This window comes from Rhodanobacter sp. Soil772, assembly GCF_001428385.1.
Classification (GTDB): domain Bacteria; phylum Pseudomonadota; class Gammaproteobacteria; order Xanthomonadales; family Rhodanobacteraceae; genus Rhodanobacter.
In genome coordinates this window covers 254,033-272,422 of record NZ_LMSK01000003.1, presented here as the reverse complement: position 1 = coordinate 272,422, position 18,390 = coordinate 254,033, and the positions used below count along the sequence as shown (strand labels likewise).

Annotated in this window: 11 protein-coding genes; 5 read left to right on the top strand and 6 right to left on the bottom strand. The window is 67.7% G+C overall.

What is annotated here, in order from left to right; all coding sequences use genetic code 11:
* Window positions 1-16 precede the first annotated feature (16 nt).
* Window positions 17-3,319: a hypothetical protein gene (locus tag ASG75_RS12760; RefSeq protein WP_056390005.1), complete on the top strand. Its 3,303-nt coding sequence runs from the start codon at window positions 17-19 to the stop codon at window positions 3,317-3,319.
* Between the two features lie 200 nt (window positions 3,320-3,519).
* Here the strand turns inward: ASG75_RS12760 and ASG75_RS12755 are convergent, their stop codons facing one another.
* Together ASG75_RS12755 and ASG75_RS12750 are read right to left on the bottom strand one after the other, a co-directional pair.
* Entirely contained in the window at window positions 3,520-4,551 is a 1,032-nt protein-coding gene (locus tag ASG75_RS12755) for an alpha/beta hydrolase (RefSeq protein ID WP_082547605.1), read from the bottom strand.
* A 306-nt stretch (window positions 4,552-4,857) separates the two neighbouring features.
* Entirely contained in the window at window positions 4,858-6,297 is a 1,440-nt protein-coding gene (locus ASG75_RS12750) for an RNB domain-containing ribonuclease (RefSeq protein ID WP_056390002.1), read from the bottom strand.
* 160 nt (window positions 6,298-6,457) lie between these two features.
* On the opposite strand from ASG75_RS12750, the gene ASG75_RS12745 reads away from it, so the two are divergent.
* On the top strand, window positions 6,458-6,934 hold the full coding sequence (locus tag ASG75_RS12745; protein WP_056389992.1) for a GNAT family N-acetyltransferase: 477 nt from the start codon (window positions 6,458-6,460) through the stop codon (window positions 6,932-6,934).
* 60 nt (window positions 6,935-6,994) lie between these two features.
* On the opposite strand, the gene ASG75_RS12740 is transcribed toward ASG75_RS12745, so the two are convergent.
* Complete coding sequence (locus ASG75_RS12740) at window positions 6,995-7,777, bottom strand: SapC family protein (protein ID WP_056390656.1); 783 nt, start codon at window positions 7,775-7,777, stop codon at window positions 6,995-6,997.
* A gap of 242 nt (window positions 7,778-8,019) precedes the next feature.
* On the opposite strand from ASG75_RS12740, the gene ASG75_RS12735 reads away from it, so the two are divergent.
* Window positions 8,020-8,637, top strand: a complete 618-nt coding sequence (locus ASG75_RS12735; protein WP_056389989.1) for an HNH endonuclease — start codon at window positions 8,020-8,022, stop codon at window positions 8,635-8,637.
* Window positions 8,638-8,652: 15 nt separating this feature from the next.
* Here the strand turns inward: ASG75_RS12735 and ASG75_RS12730 are convergent, their stop codons facing one another.
* Window positions 8,653-9,087, bottom strand: coding sequence for a low affinity iron permease family protein (locus ASG75_RS12730; RefSeq protein ID WP_056389986.1), 435 nt, complete (start codon window positions 9,085-9,087; stop codon window positions 8,653-8,655).
* Window positions 9,088-9,232: 145 nt separating this feature from the next.
* Here ASG75_RS12730 and dxs point away from each other — a divergent pair, with 145 nt between their 5' ends.
* Window positions 9,233-11,125 (top strand): 1-deoxy-D-xylulose-5-phosphate synthase, encoded by a 1,893-nt coding sequence (gene dxs, locus ASG75_RS12725; RefSeq protein WP_056389983.1) that lies wholly within the window; start codon window positions 9,233-9,235, stop codon window positions 11,123-11,125.
* Window positions 11,126-11,165: 40 nt separating this feature from the next.
* Here the strand turns inward: dxs and prmC are convergent, their stop codons facing one another.
* Together prmC and ASG75_RS12715 are read right to left on the bottom strand one after the other, a co-directional pair.
* Window positions 11,166-11,990, bottom strand: a complete 825-nt coding sequence (gene prmC / locus ASG75_RS12720) for a peptide chain release factor N(5)-glutamine methyltransferase (RefSeq protein ID WP_056389978.1) — start codon at window positions 11,988-11,990, stop codon at window positions 11,166-11,168.
* Window positions 11,983-16,134 carry a hypothetical protein gene (locus ASG75_RS12715; protein ID WP_056389975.1) on the bottom strand — a complete coding sequence of 1,384 codons (4,152 nt, stop codon included), beginning with the start codon at window positions 16,132-16,134 and terminating at the stop codon, window positions 11,983-11,985. The genes prmC and ASG75_RS12715 overlap by 8 nt, the downstream gene beginning before the upstream one ends.
* 207 nt (window positions 16,135-16,341) lie before the next feature.
* On the opposite strand from ASG75_RS12715, the gene ASG75_RS12710 reads away from it, so the two are divergent.
* The gene (locus tag ASG75_RS12710; RefSeq protein ID WP_082547603.1) at window positions 16,342-17,355 is read left to right on the top strand and encodes an NADP-dependent oxidoreductase; all 1,014 of its coding nucleotides are present in this window, start codon (window positions 16,342-16,344) and stop codon (window positions 17,353-17,355) included.
* Window positions 17,356-18,390: the final 1,035 nt, after the last annotated feature.

Below are 18,390 nucleotides of genomic sequence, written 5' to 3'. Positions count from 1 at the left end.
GCGGTGAACGACGGACATGACGACGAACTGGAACCACCTGCTCAAACGCCTCGCCCTTGCCGTCGGCAAGGGCCTCTGGTGGCTGGCACGACGGCTCTTTTTGCTGCTGGCCGCGATCGGCAATTTCGTTGTCCGCAAGCTGTTGCCGGCCGCGTGGCGAGGGTGGCGCAACACCGTCTGGCCACTGCTGCAGCGGGGTTACATGAAGCTGCCGCAGCGACGCCTCGTCGTCGGTGTGGCGGGTGTGCTGCTGGTGGCGGCCTGCGTCCTGCTGCTTCGCCCGCCCGGCAACGCGCCGACGGTGTCTGCCGCGCCAGCCAGCGCCGAGGCAGCCGGGCCGGCCAAGCCGGCGGTGCTGACCTTCGCGCCCGCCACCGCAGCACCCGGCGCGCCGGTGCTGCTGAGCGGCGTGCCGGTGCTCGCCGGTGAGCACCTCGATGTGCGTGTCGGCGACCAGCCGGCGGCGGCCCAGCGACTGGCCGACGGCCGCATCCGCATCCTCGTGCCACTGTACCTGGGACCGGACAACTGGCCGGTGCCGCCGGCGCAGCCGCAGCCGCTGGAAGTCCATCGGGACGACGCCCTGGTCGCCGCCAGCCAGGGCGGGTTGCAAGTCACCGAGCTGCAGCGCGCGCCGGGCACCACCGCCGGTGTGCAGCGTTCGCTGGCCAGGATCACCCAGGGCTACGAGCGCATCCTCACGGCCTTGCCGGTACAGCACCAGGAGGAGCGGGCCTACCGCCAGGCGATGCTGACGACGCTGCGCGCCCTGGTCAGCGAAGGGGATCACTCGCTGGCCGCGGTACTCGCCGGCACCTCGCCGTTGCTGGCCGGTGCGAAACCCGAGCTGGAACTGACCGACGCGCTGCTGGCGTCCAGTGGCTCCGCCGACCACCTCGACGCCTACGCAGACGCCGTGGGCGGCGAGCCCGCGCCGGCGACCCCGACCACGGCGCAGGCGCCGGGCCGGCCGGCCGGGCTGGGCGCCCTCGCCAGCGTTGCGAAAGCGGCAGGCACCTCGGTGGCCGCGCCGATGAAGGCGATGGCCGCCACGCTGCAGGCCTCCGGACTTGGCTTCCGGTCGGGCCCGTACCGCGCATCCACCGACGCGATGGCCTATCCCGGCGACCTGCTGAAAACGGCAGGCGCCCTGACCGCCGCGTGGGTGGCCGACTCGGCATGGGGCCGCGGCAATGCGTTCGTCATGACCGGCCAGGAACCAGCCGGCGGCGACGTGCCGTTCGGCGGTGCCGGTCATTCCGCCGGCAGCGCGGTCGCCGCGTTGCAGTGCCGGGGCGGCAACGACAAGGCTTTCGAAATCGCCTGCCTGATGCAGGTCCAGGTGGTGCTTTCCGCGTTTTCGCAGGAGGTCGTCAAGCCGACGGCCGACCTGTACGCCAGCACGATGGCGCTGGCGTTCAGCGGGGCGGCCGCCGGTGGTGCGAGTACTGGCGCCGGTGTCGCGGTGACGTTGAACATGGTGGTCAGCTCGCTGCTGAGCGTGACGAGTTTCGTGATGGAGAAGGTCTCGCTGTCGCTGCTGCCCGCCAAGGTCACCCGCTTCGAGGTGGTCGAGCACAAGGAACTGATGCGCGTGGGCGAGACCGCCAAGGTGGTCATCGAGGTGGAGGCGAGGAACAACCCGCAAACGGTCACCGTGATGGACCTGGTGGACCTGGCCAAGATGGTGATCGGACCGAACATCAAGTTCAGCGAGGCATACAAGGACGCGCTGGTGAAAGTCTTCGACTTCACCATCGACATCTACCAGACCGCACTGCGCGGATCCGAATACATGACGCCCGGATCGACCGCGGGGGTGAATCCCGGCGTGTTCACCATGCCGCCGATGACCTGGGGCCCGGCCAAGATCAACAGCGACGACCTGGTGACCCTGTACAGCTATGACCAGCAGGTGGTCGTGGCGCGGGAAAAGGAGCTGACCTGGGAAGCCAAGGGGCATGGCAAGACCGGTGTGCGCGTCGAGATGCGCGCAACGGGCGATCGCAGCAAGGTACTCGTCGACCATAGCCTGTGCATCATTTGCGTCTACACCGGAGGAGCCTTCGGCGAGGACATCCTGTCGATCTCCAAGAAGATCGACGTGGGCGTCAAGCTCGAACCGTTTCCGCGTCACGGCGCCGCGCCCATGGACGTCGAGCTGCGTTGGGAAATCGCCGAGGCGCTGGAGGATAAAGGCCCGCTGGCCTGCACGGTGGACTTCGGCGACGGCACGCCGGTCGAGCACATCGCCGACTGCCGGGAAACCAGCTCGATCTCGCACGAATACCCGTACACCTCGCGCCTGAACGACGGCACCGACGGCGCCTACGTGGCGACCATCAGCTTGGGGGGCTCCAACGCCGACGGGTCGACCGAGATCTACCCCGACTGGGAGTTCAAGGTCTCGCCGTCCAGCGGTGAGGCGCCGCTGGATACGCACTTCAACTGGAACATTCCGCTGCCGCCGGACGAGGCGCCGCCAAGCTGCGTGCTCGATCCCGGCGACGGCTCCGGCAAGCAGACGTTCGACGACTGCACCGCGGTCACGGAGGCCGACCACCGCTACACGACCCGGGGCAGCTACGTGGCGACCCTGAGCATGACCCGCGGCACGGCGAAGGACACCAAGACGGCGCCCGTGTCCGTGGCCGTCACGGGCGCATGCACGAACCTGCTGGAGAACAAGGCCTGGACCGGCAGCGTGTCCTACAACCAGTCGCGCGACGTCTACGACAAGCATGGCAGGCATTCCGTCTACAGCTTCAACGTCAGCCTGAGCGCGGACATGCCGGAAGACACCCGGCGCCAATGGCGCGGTGGGGACTACCTGGTGCGCTACTTCAGCCCTAACCCGAGCGGAACCGCCAACGTTCAATACACCAAGGAGGAATTCGACGAACGGGGTCGGCTCGAATGGACCGACACCTTTACCGGCAACGGCACGTTGCGGCCGTTCGAGAAAGGCATGTCGGAGGACGGCACGATGCTCGTCCTCACCTTGAGGCGAGACTGCACCTATTCGTTCTACCTGCAGGGGCAGGTGTATGGCTCGGGCAAGCGATGGGAGTTGATAGGCGGTGACAAGTCCTACGAGGGCAGGCTGTGGTTCCACTCCGTGACGGGCGAGGGGCACGTCACCTCGTCGGAGCAGATCCAGGGGTCCGCCCAATTCCCGGCGCTCACCCAATCCCAGATCGCGGACAACTCCCTGGAAAAAACCAGCTGGATAAGCGAGATGGACAGCGTCGGCTCCGCGCTCGGCGAGGGGAACCTGGGCACGGTCAAGGTCCACTGGGACTTCAGGCCGAAGGACTGACCACCCGGCGCAGCCGTTTGGCCGTCACCGCGTGCGATACGCTGCACGCGGCGGCATCAACCCCGGGAACACCGGCATTGGCCCCGTCTTCACAAGAGACAAACGCACGGCGAGGACGTGCCACGATAGCTCCGGGCCAGACCAGACCAAGAGCCACCCCAACCCTCTCCTGCCTTGCAGGGGAGGGAGCATGGCGAAGATCAGTTCGCGCGTTGTTCCCGCGCGATCGCCACCGCTTGGTTCACCGCATCGATGACGATTTCCGGGCGGTCGTACTGCACGTAGTGGCCAGCCCGCGGCACGATCACGTTCACCCCGCGAGTGGACATCGCCGCCACCTGCGTGTGCAGATCCTCCCATAGCAAGGTGCGCTGATCGCGTTGCTCCTGCGTCTCGTCCTTCGACTTCGGGTATGGCGCATGGGTCAGCACGATGATCGGCATGTCGCCGAAGTCCTTGCGCGTGGCGCGGGTCTGCTCCGCACCGGCGTAGAACACGTTCTCCCGTTCGGAGGCCGCTGCAGCCTGCCATTTCACGCTGGCCCCGTAGGCCAGCTGCGCCTCGTTGATCGCCGTGCTGAAGCGGGGGTCGGCGTCGCCGACGCACTTCGCGAAGGCCGGCGTGCCCTTGACCAGGCCTTTGCCGGCTTCGTCCACGCAGGCATGTGCGTCCTTCAGGTACGCGTCCCACTTCGCCTTCTGGCCGGGCTCGCCGATGGCCCAGCCGCGCGTGGACTGATCCTCATGCGAGCCTTCGACCACCACCATGCCGGCCACCTCGTCACGATAGCGATCGGCGAACACGCGCACGGTCATGCCGGCCAGCGAATGGCCGACCAGCACGTAAGGCGGCGCGACATGCGCGGCCCGCAACAAGGCGTGCAGGTCCGCGGCCATGTTGTCCACGGTGCCGGGACGCGTGGCCGCGTCGCTGAAACCCAGGCCGGCGCGGTCGTACGAGCAGGTCCGCGTCCGCTTCGCGAGCGCCGGCTGCACCAGCGCCCAGGCAATCGTGGAGTCGCCCATGCCGGCATCGAGGATCACCGTGGGCGAACCGGAACCGCGGCAGTACAGGTTCATGCGGCGTCCGTGGTCCACGTCCACCAATTGCTGCGGCTTCGCGTAAATCGGATCGGTGACGATCGGCGGCGTGGGCTTTTGCTGGCCCAGGCATGACATGGGCAACATGGCGCCCGCCGATAGCCACACGGCGGCGGCGATGGATTTACGCATGGATTTCCCCGTTCCGAACCTGTCGACGAAGCCGCGAATCTGACACGCGGCGCGCTCCTTTCACAATTCGCACGTGTGGGCCGCCAGGCGACGCTAGCGCTGATCGCCTTTCGCCGCGGATATCTGCAAGCGCAGAATCCGCCGCAATTCCAGGATTGCCGCCGGCGTTTCCTGCACGCTGTGCCACGAAGGAATGGCCAGCTCGGAGTCGGCGCCGGCTAGGTGCGCGAGTGGTACGGCACCAGGGGTTCAGGCCACGCCGGTCACCTCCCGACCCACCACGCGATTGAACGGCAACCGCCGCGGTCACCCCGCCAGTTCGAAACGCGTCACGCGTCTGACCGGGTCGGCCTCGACCAGGCTCACCCTGACGTCGGCACCGAGCGGAAGACTCACGCTGCCGGACACGCTGGCCTCGACCGCCGGGTCGCGCACGATGACCGTGCCCTTGCCCGGATCGTCGTGGGCGACCTCGACGATCGCGCCGTTGAAGACTTCGCCCACGCGCGGCGCCAGCACGGCGGCTTCGGCCAGGTTGAGCACGGCGCTTTCGTACTGGCCGGCGCGATGGCCGGAAGCCTGCATGGTGACCGGCAGGCCCGGCAGCGCGGCCAGCGCCCACGCCGGTATCGGCTGCTTCGCGCACAGCGCCACGCAGATTTCGCCGGTGTAGCGATCGACCAGCCGGCGCAGCGGCGCGGTGGCGTGGGTGTATTGCGCGGCCAGCGCCGAGTGCATCGGTTGCGCGGGCAGCGCGCCGTCGAACGCCGCGTAGCCGGCTCCGCGCAGCACGCTGGTGCAGGCGGTCAGCATCGCCACGTGCACGTCGTTCGACGGATCCAGCGAACGGATGAAGCCGGGATAATCCAGCCCGGGCGGCCAGGCGATGCCGAGCGCCCGCGCGGTGACACGCAGGCGCTCGATCGCGCGCGGATCGGCTGGCGGCAAGGTGCGCAGCAGGCCGACCTTGGCCTGCACCATCAGGTGCGCGGCGGCCATCCCGGTCAGCAGCGAGATCTGCTCGTTCCAGTCCTCGATCGGCATGCGCGCACGAAACGCCAGCTTCCAGCGGCCATCGACCACGCTGACTTCCTGCTCCGGCAGCGGCAGGCTGACGCCGCCGCGGGCGAACTCGCGCTGCCGGCGCAACTCGCCGATCTCGCGCAACACCGCCCACATCGACTCGGCCGTGCCGGCGTCGATGCGTTGCTGCACGCCGGCGTAGTCGAGCCGGGCGCGGCTGCTGACCTTCGCGCGCCGCACGTCGACGGCGATGCCTTCGCCGGTCCGGTCCAGATCGATCGTCCACAACAGCGCCGGCCGCAACTGGCCCGGCAGCAACGAGGCGGCACCTTCGGACAGCACCTTCGGGTGCAGCGGGATCTTCGCGTCCGCGCCGTACAGCGTCTCGCCGCGCCGGTTCGCTTCCAGGTCGACCGGGTCGCCGGCGCTGACGAAGGCGGCGACGTCGGCAATCGCGTAGTACACCCGATAACCGCCGTCGGCGCGCTCGACATGCATCGCCTGGTCCAGGTCCATCGAGCCGGGCGGGTCGATGGTCACCAGGGCGATGTCGCTGCGATCCAGCGCCGGCAGCCGCGGGTTCGCGGCCGCCTGCGCCGCGGCGGCCTCGACTTCCGGCGGAAACGCCGACGGCAGCTTCAGGTCGTCGTGGATGTCGCGCATGCCCTGCGCGAGCACCGGATCCCCGGCAGGCTGGATGTGGAGGCGGCGGGTGGTCGACATGGGCGATTTCCTTGCGTGGATGCCGTTCGGCAAGACCAGGCCGATGCTCGCCCCGGCCTTTGTCGTGCTCCGCAAAATATACACGCGCCGGCAGGGACTACCGCAGCCACCATGCAAGGTGTAGAAACGGCAGCGTCACCCAGCCACCGACTCGATCCTCATGACCGACATGTCCCTGCTGATTCGCCTGGCCGAAGAAGACGACGACGATTTCATTCTCGAACAGGTGCCGCGTTTCGTGGATTTCACGCTGCCGCCATGGCGCCGCCGCCACGAATGCATCGAGGGCATCCGCAACGACCTGCTGCGCCACCTGGAGGACCAGCCGGCGAACAGCTACCTGTTCGTGGCCGAGGACGAAGACGGCGAACGGGCCGGCTTCATCCACCTGCAGCGCACCGCGGATTTTTTCACCGGGCGCAGCAATTGCCACATCTCCGACATCGCGGTGGCGCCGCAGCACGAGGGGCGTGGCGTCGGCAAGGCGCTGCTGGCGCATGCCGAGACCTGGGCGCGCGAACACCAATGCCAGCTGGTGACGCTGGCGGTGTTCCCCGGCAACGAGCGCGCCCGGGCGCTGTACGAAGACAACGGCTACGCACCCGACCTGCTGCGGCTGGCCAAGCCGGTCCGCTGAACGCGCCAACGAAAGAAGCCGCCCGAGGGCGGCTTCCTTGCGATCAGCGGGAGGGAGCGATCAGTTCGTGATCGTGCCGGCAGCCGCTTCGGCCTGCTCGCGCACGTCCAGCCGACGCGCCAGGCGGTCGATATTGGTCAGCGACAGCAGGTGCGCATAGATCCAGCCGAACATGCCTTCGCGCAGGAACTCCTGACAGGTCTTCTCGTCCAGCGCACGCAGCTTCTCCTCGTTGACCACGAACAGGCCGCTGAGGTTGATCGACTTGCCCTGCTGGCCGTCCTTGCCTTCCTTCTGCAGCTGCACGTTTCGCGGCTCCAGCAGGTCGTGCTTGTTCAGCTGCTCCATGAACCACTTGGTGCGCGCGACGTTCTGCTGGAAATCGCCGAGGAAACCCACGGCATTGGCCAGCAGTTCGCTGTCGGTGCCGTCTTCCTTGAACAGGCGCTGGCCTTCGGTTGCGTTGAAGCCCTCGTAGCGCTCGTCGAGGAACACGGTGAAGTCGTCGCCTTCCTGCCCTGCCGGCTTCTCGGCCAGCACGAACGGGTAGCGGCGCACGAAGGCCGGGACATAGGTGTCCGGCGCCCACTGGCCACTGGCGTCGATGTACAGATTTTCGTTCTGGCGCAGGCCCAGCAGGGCCACCGGGCCGGCGTCGGCGATACTGGTGCCGGCGAACACGATCAGCAGGTCGCGCGCGGCGATGCCGAACTCCACGCCGGTCAGCGGTACCGAATGCGCGTTCATGGCGAACTTCACGTTCGGCACGGCCTTCATGCGCAGGTCTTTGTGCTCGACACGGTTGAGCGGTACCGGATGCTCGTAGAAAAGAACTTCAGCCACGTTGTCCACCTCTGCCCACCGCCGTGCCGGGTCACCACCAAGCGCCCCTACCAAACCCGGCGTAGGGTCTGCGTTGACTGGTAATCATATCAGCGCTTATCCGCAACGGCGACTGTCCTGCCAGGGGTGCCGCTGCCTCATTTGCATGCGAATTGCAACGAAATTGTTCTATGCTGGCCCCGGACAAGCACCCTGCATTGCCTGAACGCTCTTTCGAAGCCCCTGGCTGAAGGACGATTTACATGCTGATGGAAGTGCCAAGTCGGGCCGATCTCAATGCGACCCGCGTGTTGTCACTGGACGCCGCCGGCCGCATCCTCGACTGGATCAGCTGGCAGGAGGCGGTTTGCCTGTACGTCCGTGACGCGGTTGCCTGGACCCTGGGCGACCCCTGCCTCGTCGTGCACGGCGGCCACAACCGCCTGCTCGGCGCGCAGAGCCTGCTGCAGTTGCACCCGATCATCGCCAGCACCGGCCGTTGCCGCGAACACGCGATCGACCCGGCGCCGGCACTGACCAACACCGCGCTGTTCGCCCGCGACCGCCACATCTGCCTGTACTGCGGCGAGCACTTCACCCGCGCCGAACTCACCCGCGACCACGTGCTGCCGATCTCCAAGCGCGGCAAGGACGAGTGGGAGAACGTGGTCAGCGCCTGCCTTGCGTGCAACCTGAAGAAGAGCAACCGCACCCCGCAGGAAGCCGACATGCCGCTGCTGGCGGTGCCGTACCGGCCAAGCTGGGTCGAGCACCTGATCCTGTCCAACCGCAACATCCTGGCCGACCAGATGGAATTCCTGGTCAGCCGGCTGCCGCGTGACCGGCGCTCCATGTCCATGCCCTCGCTGGTGGCGGCCTGAACTCAGCCGGCCAGCTCAATCGGCCAAGTCGTCCTCGCCCTCGTCGTTGTGCATGTCCTTGATCCCCCGCTCGATCGTGGACAGGCTGCCGTAGGCCTGGTGTGCCAGCTTGCAGTAATGCCGGCGGATGCGTTCCAGGTCGTCCTCGTCCAGTTCCTCCAGGTTCAACAGCGCGTTGTGCGCCTGGCTGGTGCGGATCAACTCGTCCAGCTTGATCTGCAGCGCCGCGGTATCGCGGTTCTGGCTGCTCTGGATCAGGAACACCATCAGGAAGGTGATGATCGTGGTGGAGGTGTTGATCACCAGTTGCCAGGTGTCGCCGTAGCCGAACAGCGGCCCGGTTGTCGCCCACAGCAGCACCAGCGTGGCGGCCAGGATGAACGCCATCGGCTTGCCGGCCTGGCGTGAGGTGCCCTCGGCAAAACGGCGGAGCAGCTTGCGCACGGACATGGTGGCATTCCCTGAATCGGAGGACCGGCCCAGCCTTGCCGCACGCACGTGTGTGCCGCGTGGAGAGCCTGCCGCAGCGCCACTGCCACCGCCTGTTCAGATGTCTGCCCTTGCCCCGCCCCGCCGCTGGACCAACAATACGCAGATGAACGACCTTTCCCACTACCCCCACCTGGCGTCGATCGAGACGCCGGCCGACCTGCGCCGCGTACCCGATGACAAGCTCCCCGCCGTCGCCGACGAGCTGCGCCAATACCTGATCGAGGCAGTGGCCAGTTCCGGCGGCCATTTCGGTGCGGGCCTGGGCGTGGTGGAACTCACCGTGGCGCTGCACCACGAATTCGACACCCCGCACGACCGCCTGGTGTGGGACGTCGGCCACCAGTGCTACCCGCACAAGATCCTCACCGGCCGCCGCGACCGCATCACCACGATCAAGAAGAAGGGCGGCCTGGCGCCGTTCCCGCGCCGCGAGGAAAGCGAGTACGACACCTTCGGCGTCGGCCATTCGTCCACCTCGATCTCGGCCGCGCTGGGCATGGCGATCGCCGCGCAGCACAAGGGCGACCACCGCAAGGTCGTGGCGGTGATCGGCGACGGCGCGATGACCGCCGGCATGGCGTTCGAGGCGCTCAACCACGGCGGCGACGCCGAGCCGGACATGCTGGTGGTGTTCAACGACAACGGCATGTCGATCAGCGAAAACGTGGGCGCGATGACCAAGATGATGGCCCGCGCGATGGCCAGCCGCCGCCTCAACGAGTGGCGCGAGCGGGCCAAGCGGGCGATCCCGAAGCAGTCCTTCATGGGTCGCTTCTTCAAGCGCTGGGAGGAACACGCCAAGGGCATGTTCGTGCCCTCGACGCTGTTCGAGGAACTGGGCTTCCACTACACCGGCCCGATCGACGGCCACAACATTCCGAAACTGCTGCAGGCGCTGCGCACGGTGAAGAACCTGCCTGGCCCGCAGCTGCTGCACGTGATCACCACCAAGGGCAAGGGCTACGCCCCGGCCGAACAGGCGCAGATCGAGTACCACGCGGTGGGCCCGTTCGACCCGCAGGCCGGCGTGGTGAAGAAAGCCGCGGCGGCAAAGCCGACCTATACCGACATCTTCGGCGAGTGGTTGTGCGACCAGGCGGCCGCCGACGAGCGCCTGCTGGCGATCACCCCGGCCATGCGCGAAGGCTCCGGCCTGGTGCACTTCTCGAAAGCCTACCCCGAGCGCTACTTCGACGTGGCGATCGCCGAGCAGCACGCGGTGACCCTGGCCGCCGGCATGGCCTGCGAAGGCGTGAAGCCCGTGGTGGCGATCTACTCCACCTTCCTGCAGCGCGCCTACGACCAGGCGATCCACGACGTGGCGCTGCAGAACCTCGACGTCACCTTCGCGATCGATCGCGCCGGCGTGGTCGGCCCCGATGGCGCCACCCATTGCGGCAGCTTCGACCTCACCTTCCTGCGTTGCCTGCCGAACATGGTCATCATGGCCCCGGCCGACGAGAACGAGTGCCGCATGATGCTGAGCACCGGCTTCCACCACCACGGCCCCGCCGCCATCCGCTACCCGCGCGGCACCGGCCCCGGCGCCGCGATCCACCAGGAACTCGACACGCTGCCGATCGGCAAGGCCGAACTGCGCCGACGCGGCCACGGCCTGGCCCTGCTCAGCTTCGGCGCGATGCTGGCACCGGCCGCCACGATCGCCGCCGAGCTCGACGCCACCCTGGTCAACATGCGCTTCGTGAAGCCGCTGGACGAGGCGCTGATCGTGGAGCTGGCACAAACCCACGATGCCTTCGTCACCCTGGAAGACAACGCGGTCGCCGGCGGTGCCGGCTCCGCCGTGGCCGAATGCCTGGCCGCGCACGGCATCACCCTGCCGATCCTGCACCTGGGCCTGCCGGACGCCTATCTCGAACACGGCAGCCGCGAGGAAGTGCTGAGCATGGCCGGCCTCGACCTGCCCGGCATCCGCCACGCGATCCGCGCGCGCTTCCCGCAACTGGCCGCCGCCAGCATCGCCAGCGCGGGCTGAAATCCGCCGCCCCACAGGCGGGCGGTCGGCGCGCGACGGCCTACCCGAGGCGCCCACCACTGACCCGGTCGCGCGACTCCAGATCCTGCGCCGTGAATACCTCGGTGTAGCCGGATTCGGCGAGCAACGCGCGGGCGGCGGCGCCCTGGTTCCAGCCGTGCTCGAACAGCAGCCAGGCGTCGGGGTGCAGGTGGGCGCGGGCGTCGCACACGATGCGGCGGATGTCGTCGAGGCCGTCGGGGCCGGAGGCCAGGGCGCCGGCAGGCTCGTGACGCAGGTCGCCTTGCGCCAGGTGCGGGTCGGCAGCTTCGATGTACGGCGGGTTGGAGACGATCAGGTCGAAGTGCTGGCCGGCAAGTGGCGCCAGCCAGTCGCCGTGCACGAAGGCGACGTTGCCGATGGCATGGCGTTGCGCATTGCGCTGGGCCACGGCGAGTGCGGCGGTGCTGGCGTCGGTGGCGATCACCCGCGCACGTGGCCGCTCGCGCGCAATCGCCAGCGCGATCGCGCCGCTGCCGGTGCCGAGGTCGGCCACACTGCAGACGGCGACGAGCGACAGGCGCTGCAGTGCCAGTTCGACCAGCAGTTCGGTTTCCGGGCGCGGGATCAGTGTGGCCGGGCTCACTTCCAGATCCAGCGACCAGAAGCCGCGCCGACCGGTGATATAAGCCACCGGCTCGCCCGCGGCACGACGTTCGACCAATGTGGCATAAGCCGTCTGGACGTCCATATCCGGCACATCGTCGGCGTGGGTGAACAGCCAGCTGCGTGGCTGCTGCAGCACGTGCAGCAGCAATAGTTCGGCGTCGACGCGCTCGCCGAGCCGATCAGTGGCGGCGGCCAGCATGCTGCGGACATCAGGCATGCGGCGGCTCCGTTGCCGATGGCGGCAGCTGCGGCGGCGCCACGCCCGGCTTCGGCGCGGGCTTGCGCCAGTAGCCGCCGCGCGTCCACGCGTCGAACGCCCAGCGCAGCCAGTCGATCAGCGACCATGCCAGCCACAACGCCCACGCCAGCATGGCCAGCTTGTAGACCCACAGCGAGACGCTGAGCACGCCACCGCCGGGCAGCGCATTGGCGCTCTGGTCGGCGAACCAGCGCAGGTTCCACGCGTTGGACGCGTTGCCGGCCACGTGCATGTCCGGCAGGCCGAGCAGGCCCTTCGGCACCGCGCCGATCAGCACCACCAGCGCCAGCAGGGTGAGCAGCGCGAGGCCCAGCTGCATCAGGTTGAACTTCGTGCTGCCCAGTTGCTCCGACGGCGTGCTGCGCGCACGCAGGCCCAGCAGGATCAGCCACACCACCACCAGCGCGTAGGCGCTCCAGGCGAACGCGGAGAAGCCCAGCCCCAGCAGCAGCCAGTGCCGGAAACGCAGCGGCGTCGGTGCGTAACGCGCCAGCAGCCACGCGGCGAACAGCAGTACGACCAGCTGCGACCAGTACAACACCGCCGGACCGGTGGTCGGCCCCCACGTCCACAGTACCCAGCGATCCTGCGGCAGCTGCAGCGCCAGGTCGACGTTCGCCACCGGCGCATGCAACGCAAACGCCGGCGCGCGCGTGCGTGCGGCGACCCCGTGCGGCTCGCGCAGGCGCAACGTGTAGTCGTGTTCGCCGGGCAGCAGCGGCAAGCTCAGTTTGCCGTCGCGCACGGCCAGGTTGATCGATTCGCCGTCGCGATTCGCATCCAGCAACTCGGCACCGGCCGGCAGGCTGATCGCGTGCTCGCCGCCACGCGTGCTGCGCGCGCGCAGGCTCAGTGTGGTTTCGGTGGCACGTTCGCCGGCGCGGCTGGTTACCTGCACGCCATCGAACGCCAGGCTGTCGCCAGCGATCGCCACCGGCTTGCTGAAGGCCAGTTGCAGGCTTTCGCCGGGCAGCGGTTGGTACAGCAGCCCGTCGTCGCTGGCGCTGGTCGGCACGCCCTTCGCGTCCACGTGCCACATCGGCGCGGCGTGGACTTCCCATACCTCGGCACGCTCGCCCAGTGCCGGTGCCTTGAGCGCCAGCTTCGTCGCATGGTCGAGCCGGCTGCCCCAGCTCACCGCGCCGCTGTTCGCGTTGAAGGTGATGCTGATGCGGCCATCCTTCACCAGCGCGTCGTCGCCCAGCGGATGCTCGCCCGGCAGCAGCGGCAGCGTGACGCTGAAGCCGCCATCCTGTGGGGCGATGCGCTCGACCGTGTTCTCGACGGTCCAGTCGACGCCCAGTTGCAGGCGGCGGGTCAGCCGCACATAGGGTGGGAAACTTTGCACGGGCGGCAAGCCCTTGCCGTCGCTGGCCGTACGCATGCGCTGCAAGGCGATGCTGTCGCCCAGCGGGCGGCCGTCGTCGACACCAGCCAGCGACCAGCCCTGACCGCTGAACGCGATGCGCTGCGGGCGCAGCACAAAGCGCAGGCTGGCGTTGTCGGTCGCGCCGATGCGGTAGCGCAGGCTGACCCGGTGCACGCCACGATCCAGCCGCAGCAGCAGTTGATCGCCGCGACGGCTGAGCGGTGCATTCGCATGGCCGTCCACGCCGACATCGAGCAGTTGCAGGGCATCGTCGGCCTGCGGCAGCGGCAATGCGACCGCGGCGCCGATGTGCGCCTCCAGCTCCATATCGAGCGTGTCGCCGCTGGCCTGCATTTGCGCCTGCGCCACGACGGCGCAGGCCGGCGCGCACTTCGGCGCCTCGGTCAGCCGGTCGCGCAGCTGGTTCAACAAGTCCTGGCTGGGCAGGCTCTGCGCATGCACGCCCGTGGGCAGCAGCGCGATGGCCAGCAAGGCGGCGCTCACCGCACCACCGCCGCGCCAGTCGCGCCAGCGGCCACGCAGAGGTGTCAGTAGCAGCGGCACCAGCTTGGCGAGAAGCAGCGCCAGCAGTCCCACCATGACCACCCGCAGCAGCCGCACCAGCCACGCCGGCGCGATCACCAGCCGCGTGCTCTGCTCCGCCGTGATCGGGCCGGACCAGCCGAGCCGGTAATCGTTGCCCTGATTCCAGCTCGGCATGCCGGCGCCGGCCTGGATCACGCTGCGGCTGTCGATCCGGTTGTTGCCGGTACTGCCGAGGTTCGACATCTTCGTTCCCATGACCACGACCGAAGACAGCGCCTGATTCGAACGGCCGCTTGCCACCAGGCCGGAGTCTCCCCGTACTGGCTTGTCCTTCATTGCGTCGTCGGCCGATGGCGCGGCGGCGGCCATCTCTTCGACGGGCGCCGGCGCCACTTGCTGCTTCATCTTCATCTGCGCATTCGCATAGGCCTCTTCCCGTGCAGCCTGCTCGACGTAACCCGCCGAGACGATCCGTGCCTGGCTGCCACCTTCCAGTTGCGGATGCAACGCGTACTGCAACTGCGCCGCGGCGAACGGCAGCGTCCACAGCACCGCCAGCACAAAGATCGCCACCGCGCCAGCGCGTGCCGCCGTGCGCAGCCGGCCTTCCGGCAACGCACGCAGCAACAAGGCCAGCGCCAGCGTCACGGCCAGCGTCCACAGCGGCGCGCTGGACTCGTGCTGCGCCAGCGCCAGATAGCCGGCCGCCAGCAGCGCCCACGGCCAGCCAAGCAGACGGCCGGCGAGCAGCGTAATCAAGGCCACCACGAACAGATCGAGCAAGCTCCACTGCCCGACCCACGAATCGGGCGAGCGATCCACGCCGATCGCGCCGAGCAGGCGGTAGCCGTATGGCAAGTGCAAGGTGGCGTCGATGCTTTCCAGCGGCAGCTGCCAGCCGGAACTGGGAATCGCGCCGCGATGCGTGGGCAGGCGCAGGCCGGCGTCGAGATCGAGCTGCTGCTCGCGCAGTTCGACGCCGCTGCGGCCGTCCTCGCCCTTGCTGACCAGCAGCGGTTCGCCGCCCTGATTCGCCCGCTGCAATTGCCACGGCGCCGCCACATCGAGGCGCTGGTGATGACGCAGCTCGCCGCTGAGGCGGTCGGCCACACTGAGGCCGCCGCCGTCGAAGTCCAACCACAGCTGGCGTTGCAGATGCAGCTGGTCGCCCTTGCCGCCCTCGTCGCCGCGCGTGCCCTGCTCGATCGCCAGGCCCGCGCCGTCGTCCAGCACGAAGGCCGGCAGATCGCTCCACTCGCCCGGCACACCAGCTTGCGCGGCATCGGTGGCGTTGCCTTCCACCCGGGTGTTGCGCAGGGCGGGAGCATCGTCGTAACTCCAGATCTCCTGTCGCGGCCACGGCGCCGGCGGCAGCTTCAGCGCTACCTTGGCCAGCGGCGCGACGCTGCGCGCGGCGAGCGTGACGGTCCACTGGCCCGGCCGCAGTTGCACGCGCAGCTGGCCATCGCTTTCCAGCCGCGCCGGCAAGTCGCCGGACAAGGCGGTGGCCACGAAACCCTCCGGCAACACCGGACCGAGCGCCTGCTCGCGCGCGCTGCCGGTGACGTTGAACTGCAGCTGCGTTTCCAGCGTGGCCGGCAGGCCGTCGGCGAGGCGGCGATAAACGCGCAGCGACAGCGCATCGGCGGCGCGCTGCGCGGCGGCGGCCTCGCCCAGGGTGAGCTGTTCGCTGTTGCGCTCGATGCGCGTGACCGCCGCACCATCGACGCTCAGCGCCACCAGCCCGATCGCCGAAGGCACGCGCATGCGCGCCGGGCGCGCCGTCCACGGCAGCGTGCCGCGCAACTGATAGTCGCCGGACGTCAGCCACAGCATCGGCTGGCCGGCGCGCTGCAGCACGGTTGCCGGCTGGTTGTTCGCACTGACCTGCTGCGGCCAGCTCTTCGCGTCACCGGGCAACGCCACCCAGCTCGGCGCATCCACGCGCACGTCCAGGCCGAAGCGGCCGCCGTCCTTGCCGGCATCGAGGGTCAGCCGACCGGGCCAGGCGCATTGATAGCTGCCGGCGTTCGGCATCTGGGTGGCGAGAAACGGGCAGTCGTGCTGCGGCACGTCGTGCAGCACCCAGCCCTGCCAGTCGCGCAACGGCGGCGGTACGTCCTGCGCCGGCAGCGGCGCCGCCAGTAGCAACCACAGACCCAGCAGTCCGAGCGTTCGAGCAAGCATGCAGTTCTCCCTGTGCGCCGTGCGGTCGGCACAGTGTAAGTGGAACACGACAGGCACACCGTCACGCCTGCCCCGGTTGCCGTTGCGGCGCATCGGCGCGAAACGATTCCGATCACTGGTTCAACGCAGCCGGTGGCACAACGGGGTTACGTGCCGACAACGACGGCGCCGTATAGTGGAATGCGCTTTCCCATCACGGTGAACCGCATGTCCCAGCTCAATCGCCAACTGCGCCTCAAGACCCGTCCCGAAGGCCTGGTCCGGCGCGAGGATTTCGACCTGCTCGAACGGCCCGTGCCCGCGCTGAAAGACGGCGAAGTGCTGGTGCGCGTGCTGTATATCTCGATGGACCCGACCAACCGCGTGTGGATGCGCGACATCCCGCAATACCTGCCGCCGGTGGCGATCGGCGAGGTGATGCGCGCGCTCGGCCTGGGCCGCGTGGTGCAGTCGCGCTCGGCACAATACCGCGAAGGCGACCTGGTGCAAGGCGTCACCGGCTGGCAGGACTACCTGGTACTGCACGAGAGCGCCAAGGGCTACGCGCACCTGCCCGCCGATCCCGGCGTCCCGCTGCCCACCTTGCTCGGTGCCTGCGGCATGAGCGGCATCACCGCCTACTACGGCCTCACCGAGATCGCCCCGGTGCAACCCGGCGAAACCCTGGTGGTCTCCGCCGCCGCCGGCTCGGTCGGCTCCATCGCCGGCCAGCTCGGCAAGATCATGGGTGCGCGCGTGGTAGGCATCACCGGCGGCGCCGACAAGTGCCGTTACCTCACCGACGAACTGCGCTTCGACGCCGCCGTCGACTACAAGGCCGCCGATTTCAAGCAGCAACTGAAAGCCGCCACCCCGGACGGCGTGCACGTCAACTTCGAGAACGTGGGCGGCGAGGTGATGCGCGCGGTGCTCGCGCGCATGGTCATCGGCGGCCGCGTCGCCCTATGCGGCCTGATCTCCAGCTACAACAGCACCGAACGCCCCAGCGACGATTTCAGCGTATGCGTGATGAAGCGCCTGAGCATGCGCGGGTTTCTGGTGCTCGACTACACCAAGACGCGCGAGGCGGTGCAGGCGCTTGGCGGGTGGATTCGCGAGGGAAAGTTGAAGGCGGAGGAGACGGTGGCGGAGGGGCTGGAGAATGCGCCCGTCGTGCTCAACCGGTTGTTCGATGGGAGTCATCGGGGGAAGTTGGTGTTGCGGGTTGAACCGACGGCGTGAAGTGTGGTTGATGCCGCGAGCTGAACGAGCTACATCTTGAAGCGATGTGAGGCGACTATCGCTCTCAAGTGCCTTTATAAGTAAGTGTTACGCCACACTTAGCGGCCAACCGTGCAAGCTGCCCAATCGAAGTCTTGTAGTTTTTGTGAACTTCAACGTACATCTCGTGGCACTTAATAGACACAAAAAAATCGTTTCCGTTTGGGTGCTTGGGAGTTTTCGAGAAAAGGTAGCGCTGTGTACTTGTCCTGTAAGGGGCCAGCCCTGCAACTTTGCCCCAATGCCCATGCGCATGAAGGTATTCCATAACCTTCATGCAAAGATCTGGAACTGAGTCCGAACGAACTGTCGTACCGTCTAGGTCGACGATCGCGCCTCGCTCCCTAGGCGATCGGTCACTTATATCGGCAGCTGGTTGAGCGACATTCGATGGCGTTTGCGTGCAGCTCTCTTGCTGAATTTTTATCAGCCAGCCAATGACGTCGGCCGGGTCCTTATCAACAAAGGGCCGTGCGAGTGCAGCTAAGCGCTCGTACAACTGGTCTGTCACGACTATCGTTTTGCTCATAAAAACCCCTAAACTTATTAACTCGAAGTTTTAGAGTTTAAGGAGTTTTTACGTCATGTCAAGCCCCAGACTGAGCCGATGCGGGGTGTCCGCCAAATGATGGCGCCGATCAAACGATCAGCACCCACGCTTGCGTCCTCTCGTACAGATCGCCACGCCTGCAAATCCGACCGCGTTTATCCGCCCTGAATCCGGCGAAGCCTCTGCCGGAAACGGCTATTCCGCGTTCTGACTTCTTCGCCAGCGACGTCGGAGCAAGAGCTTTCGTGCGCCTTCGGCGCCCGAGTTACTTTCTCTTTGCGTGGCCAAAGAGAAAGATAACCAAAGAGAAAGGCCACCCCGCTTGGCGCTTGCCGGGCTTCCTGCCCGGCAAGTCCGTGAGCCGGGGCCGGGCTTTTCGACCGGACTCCTGTCCGGACGAAAAGGAGTCGCCATCCATGTCGACTCCCGCTACGCGGCCTGTCGTC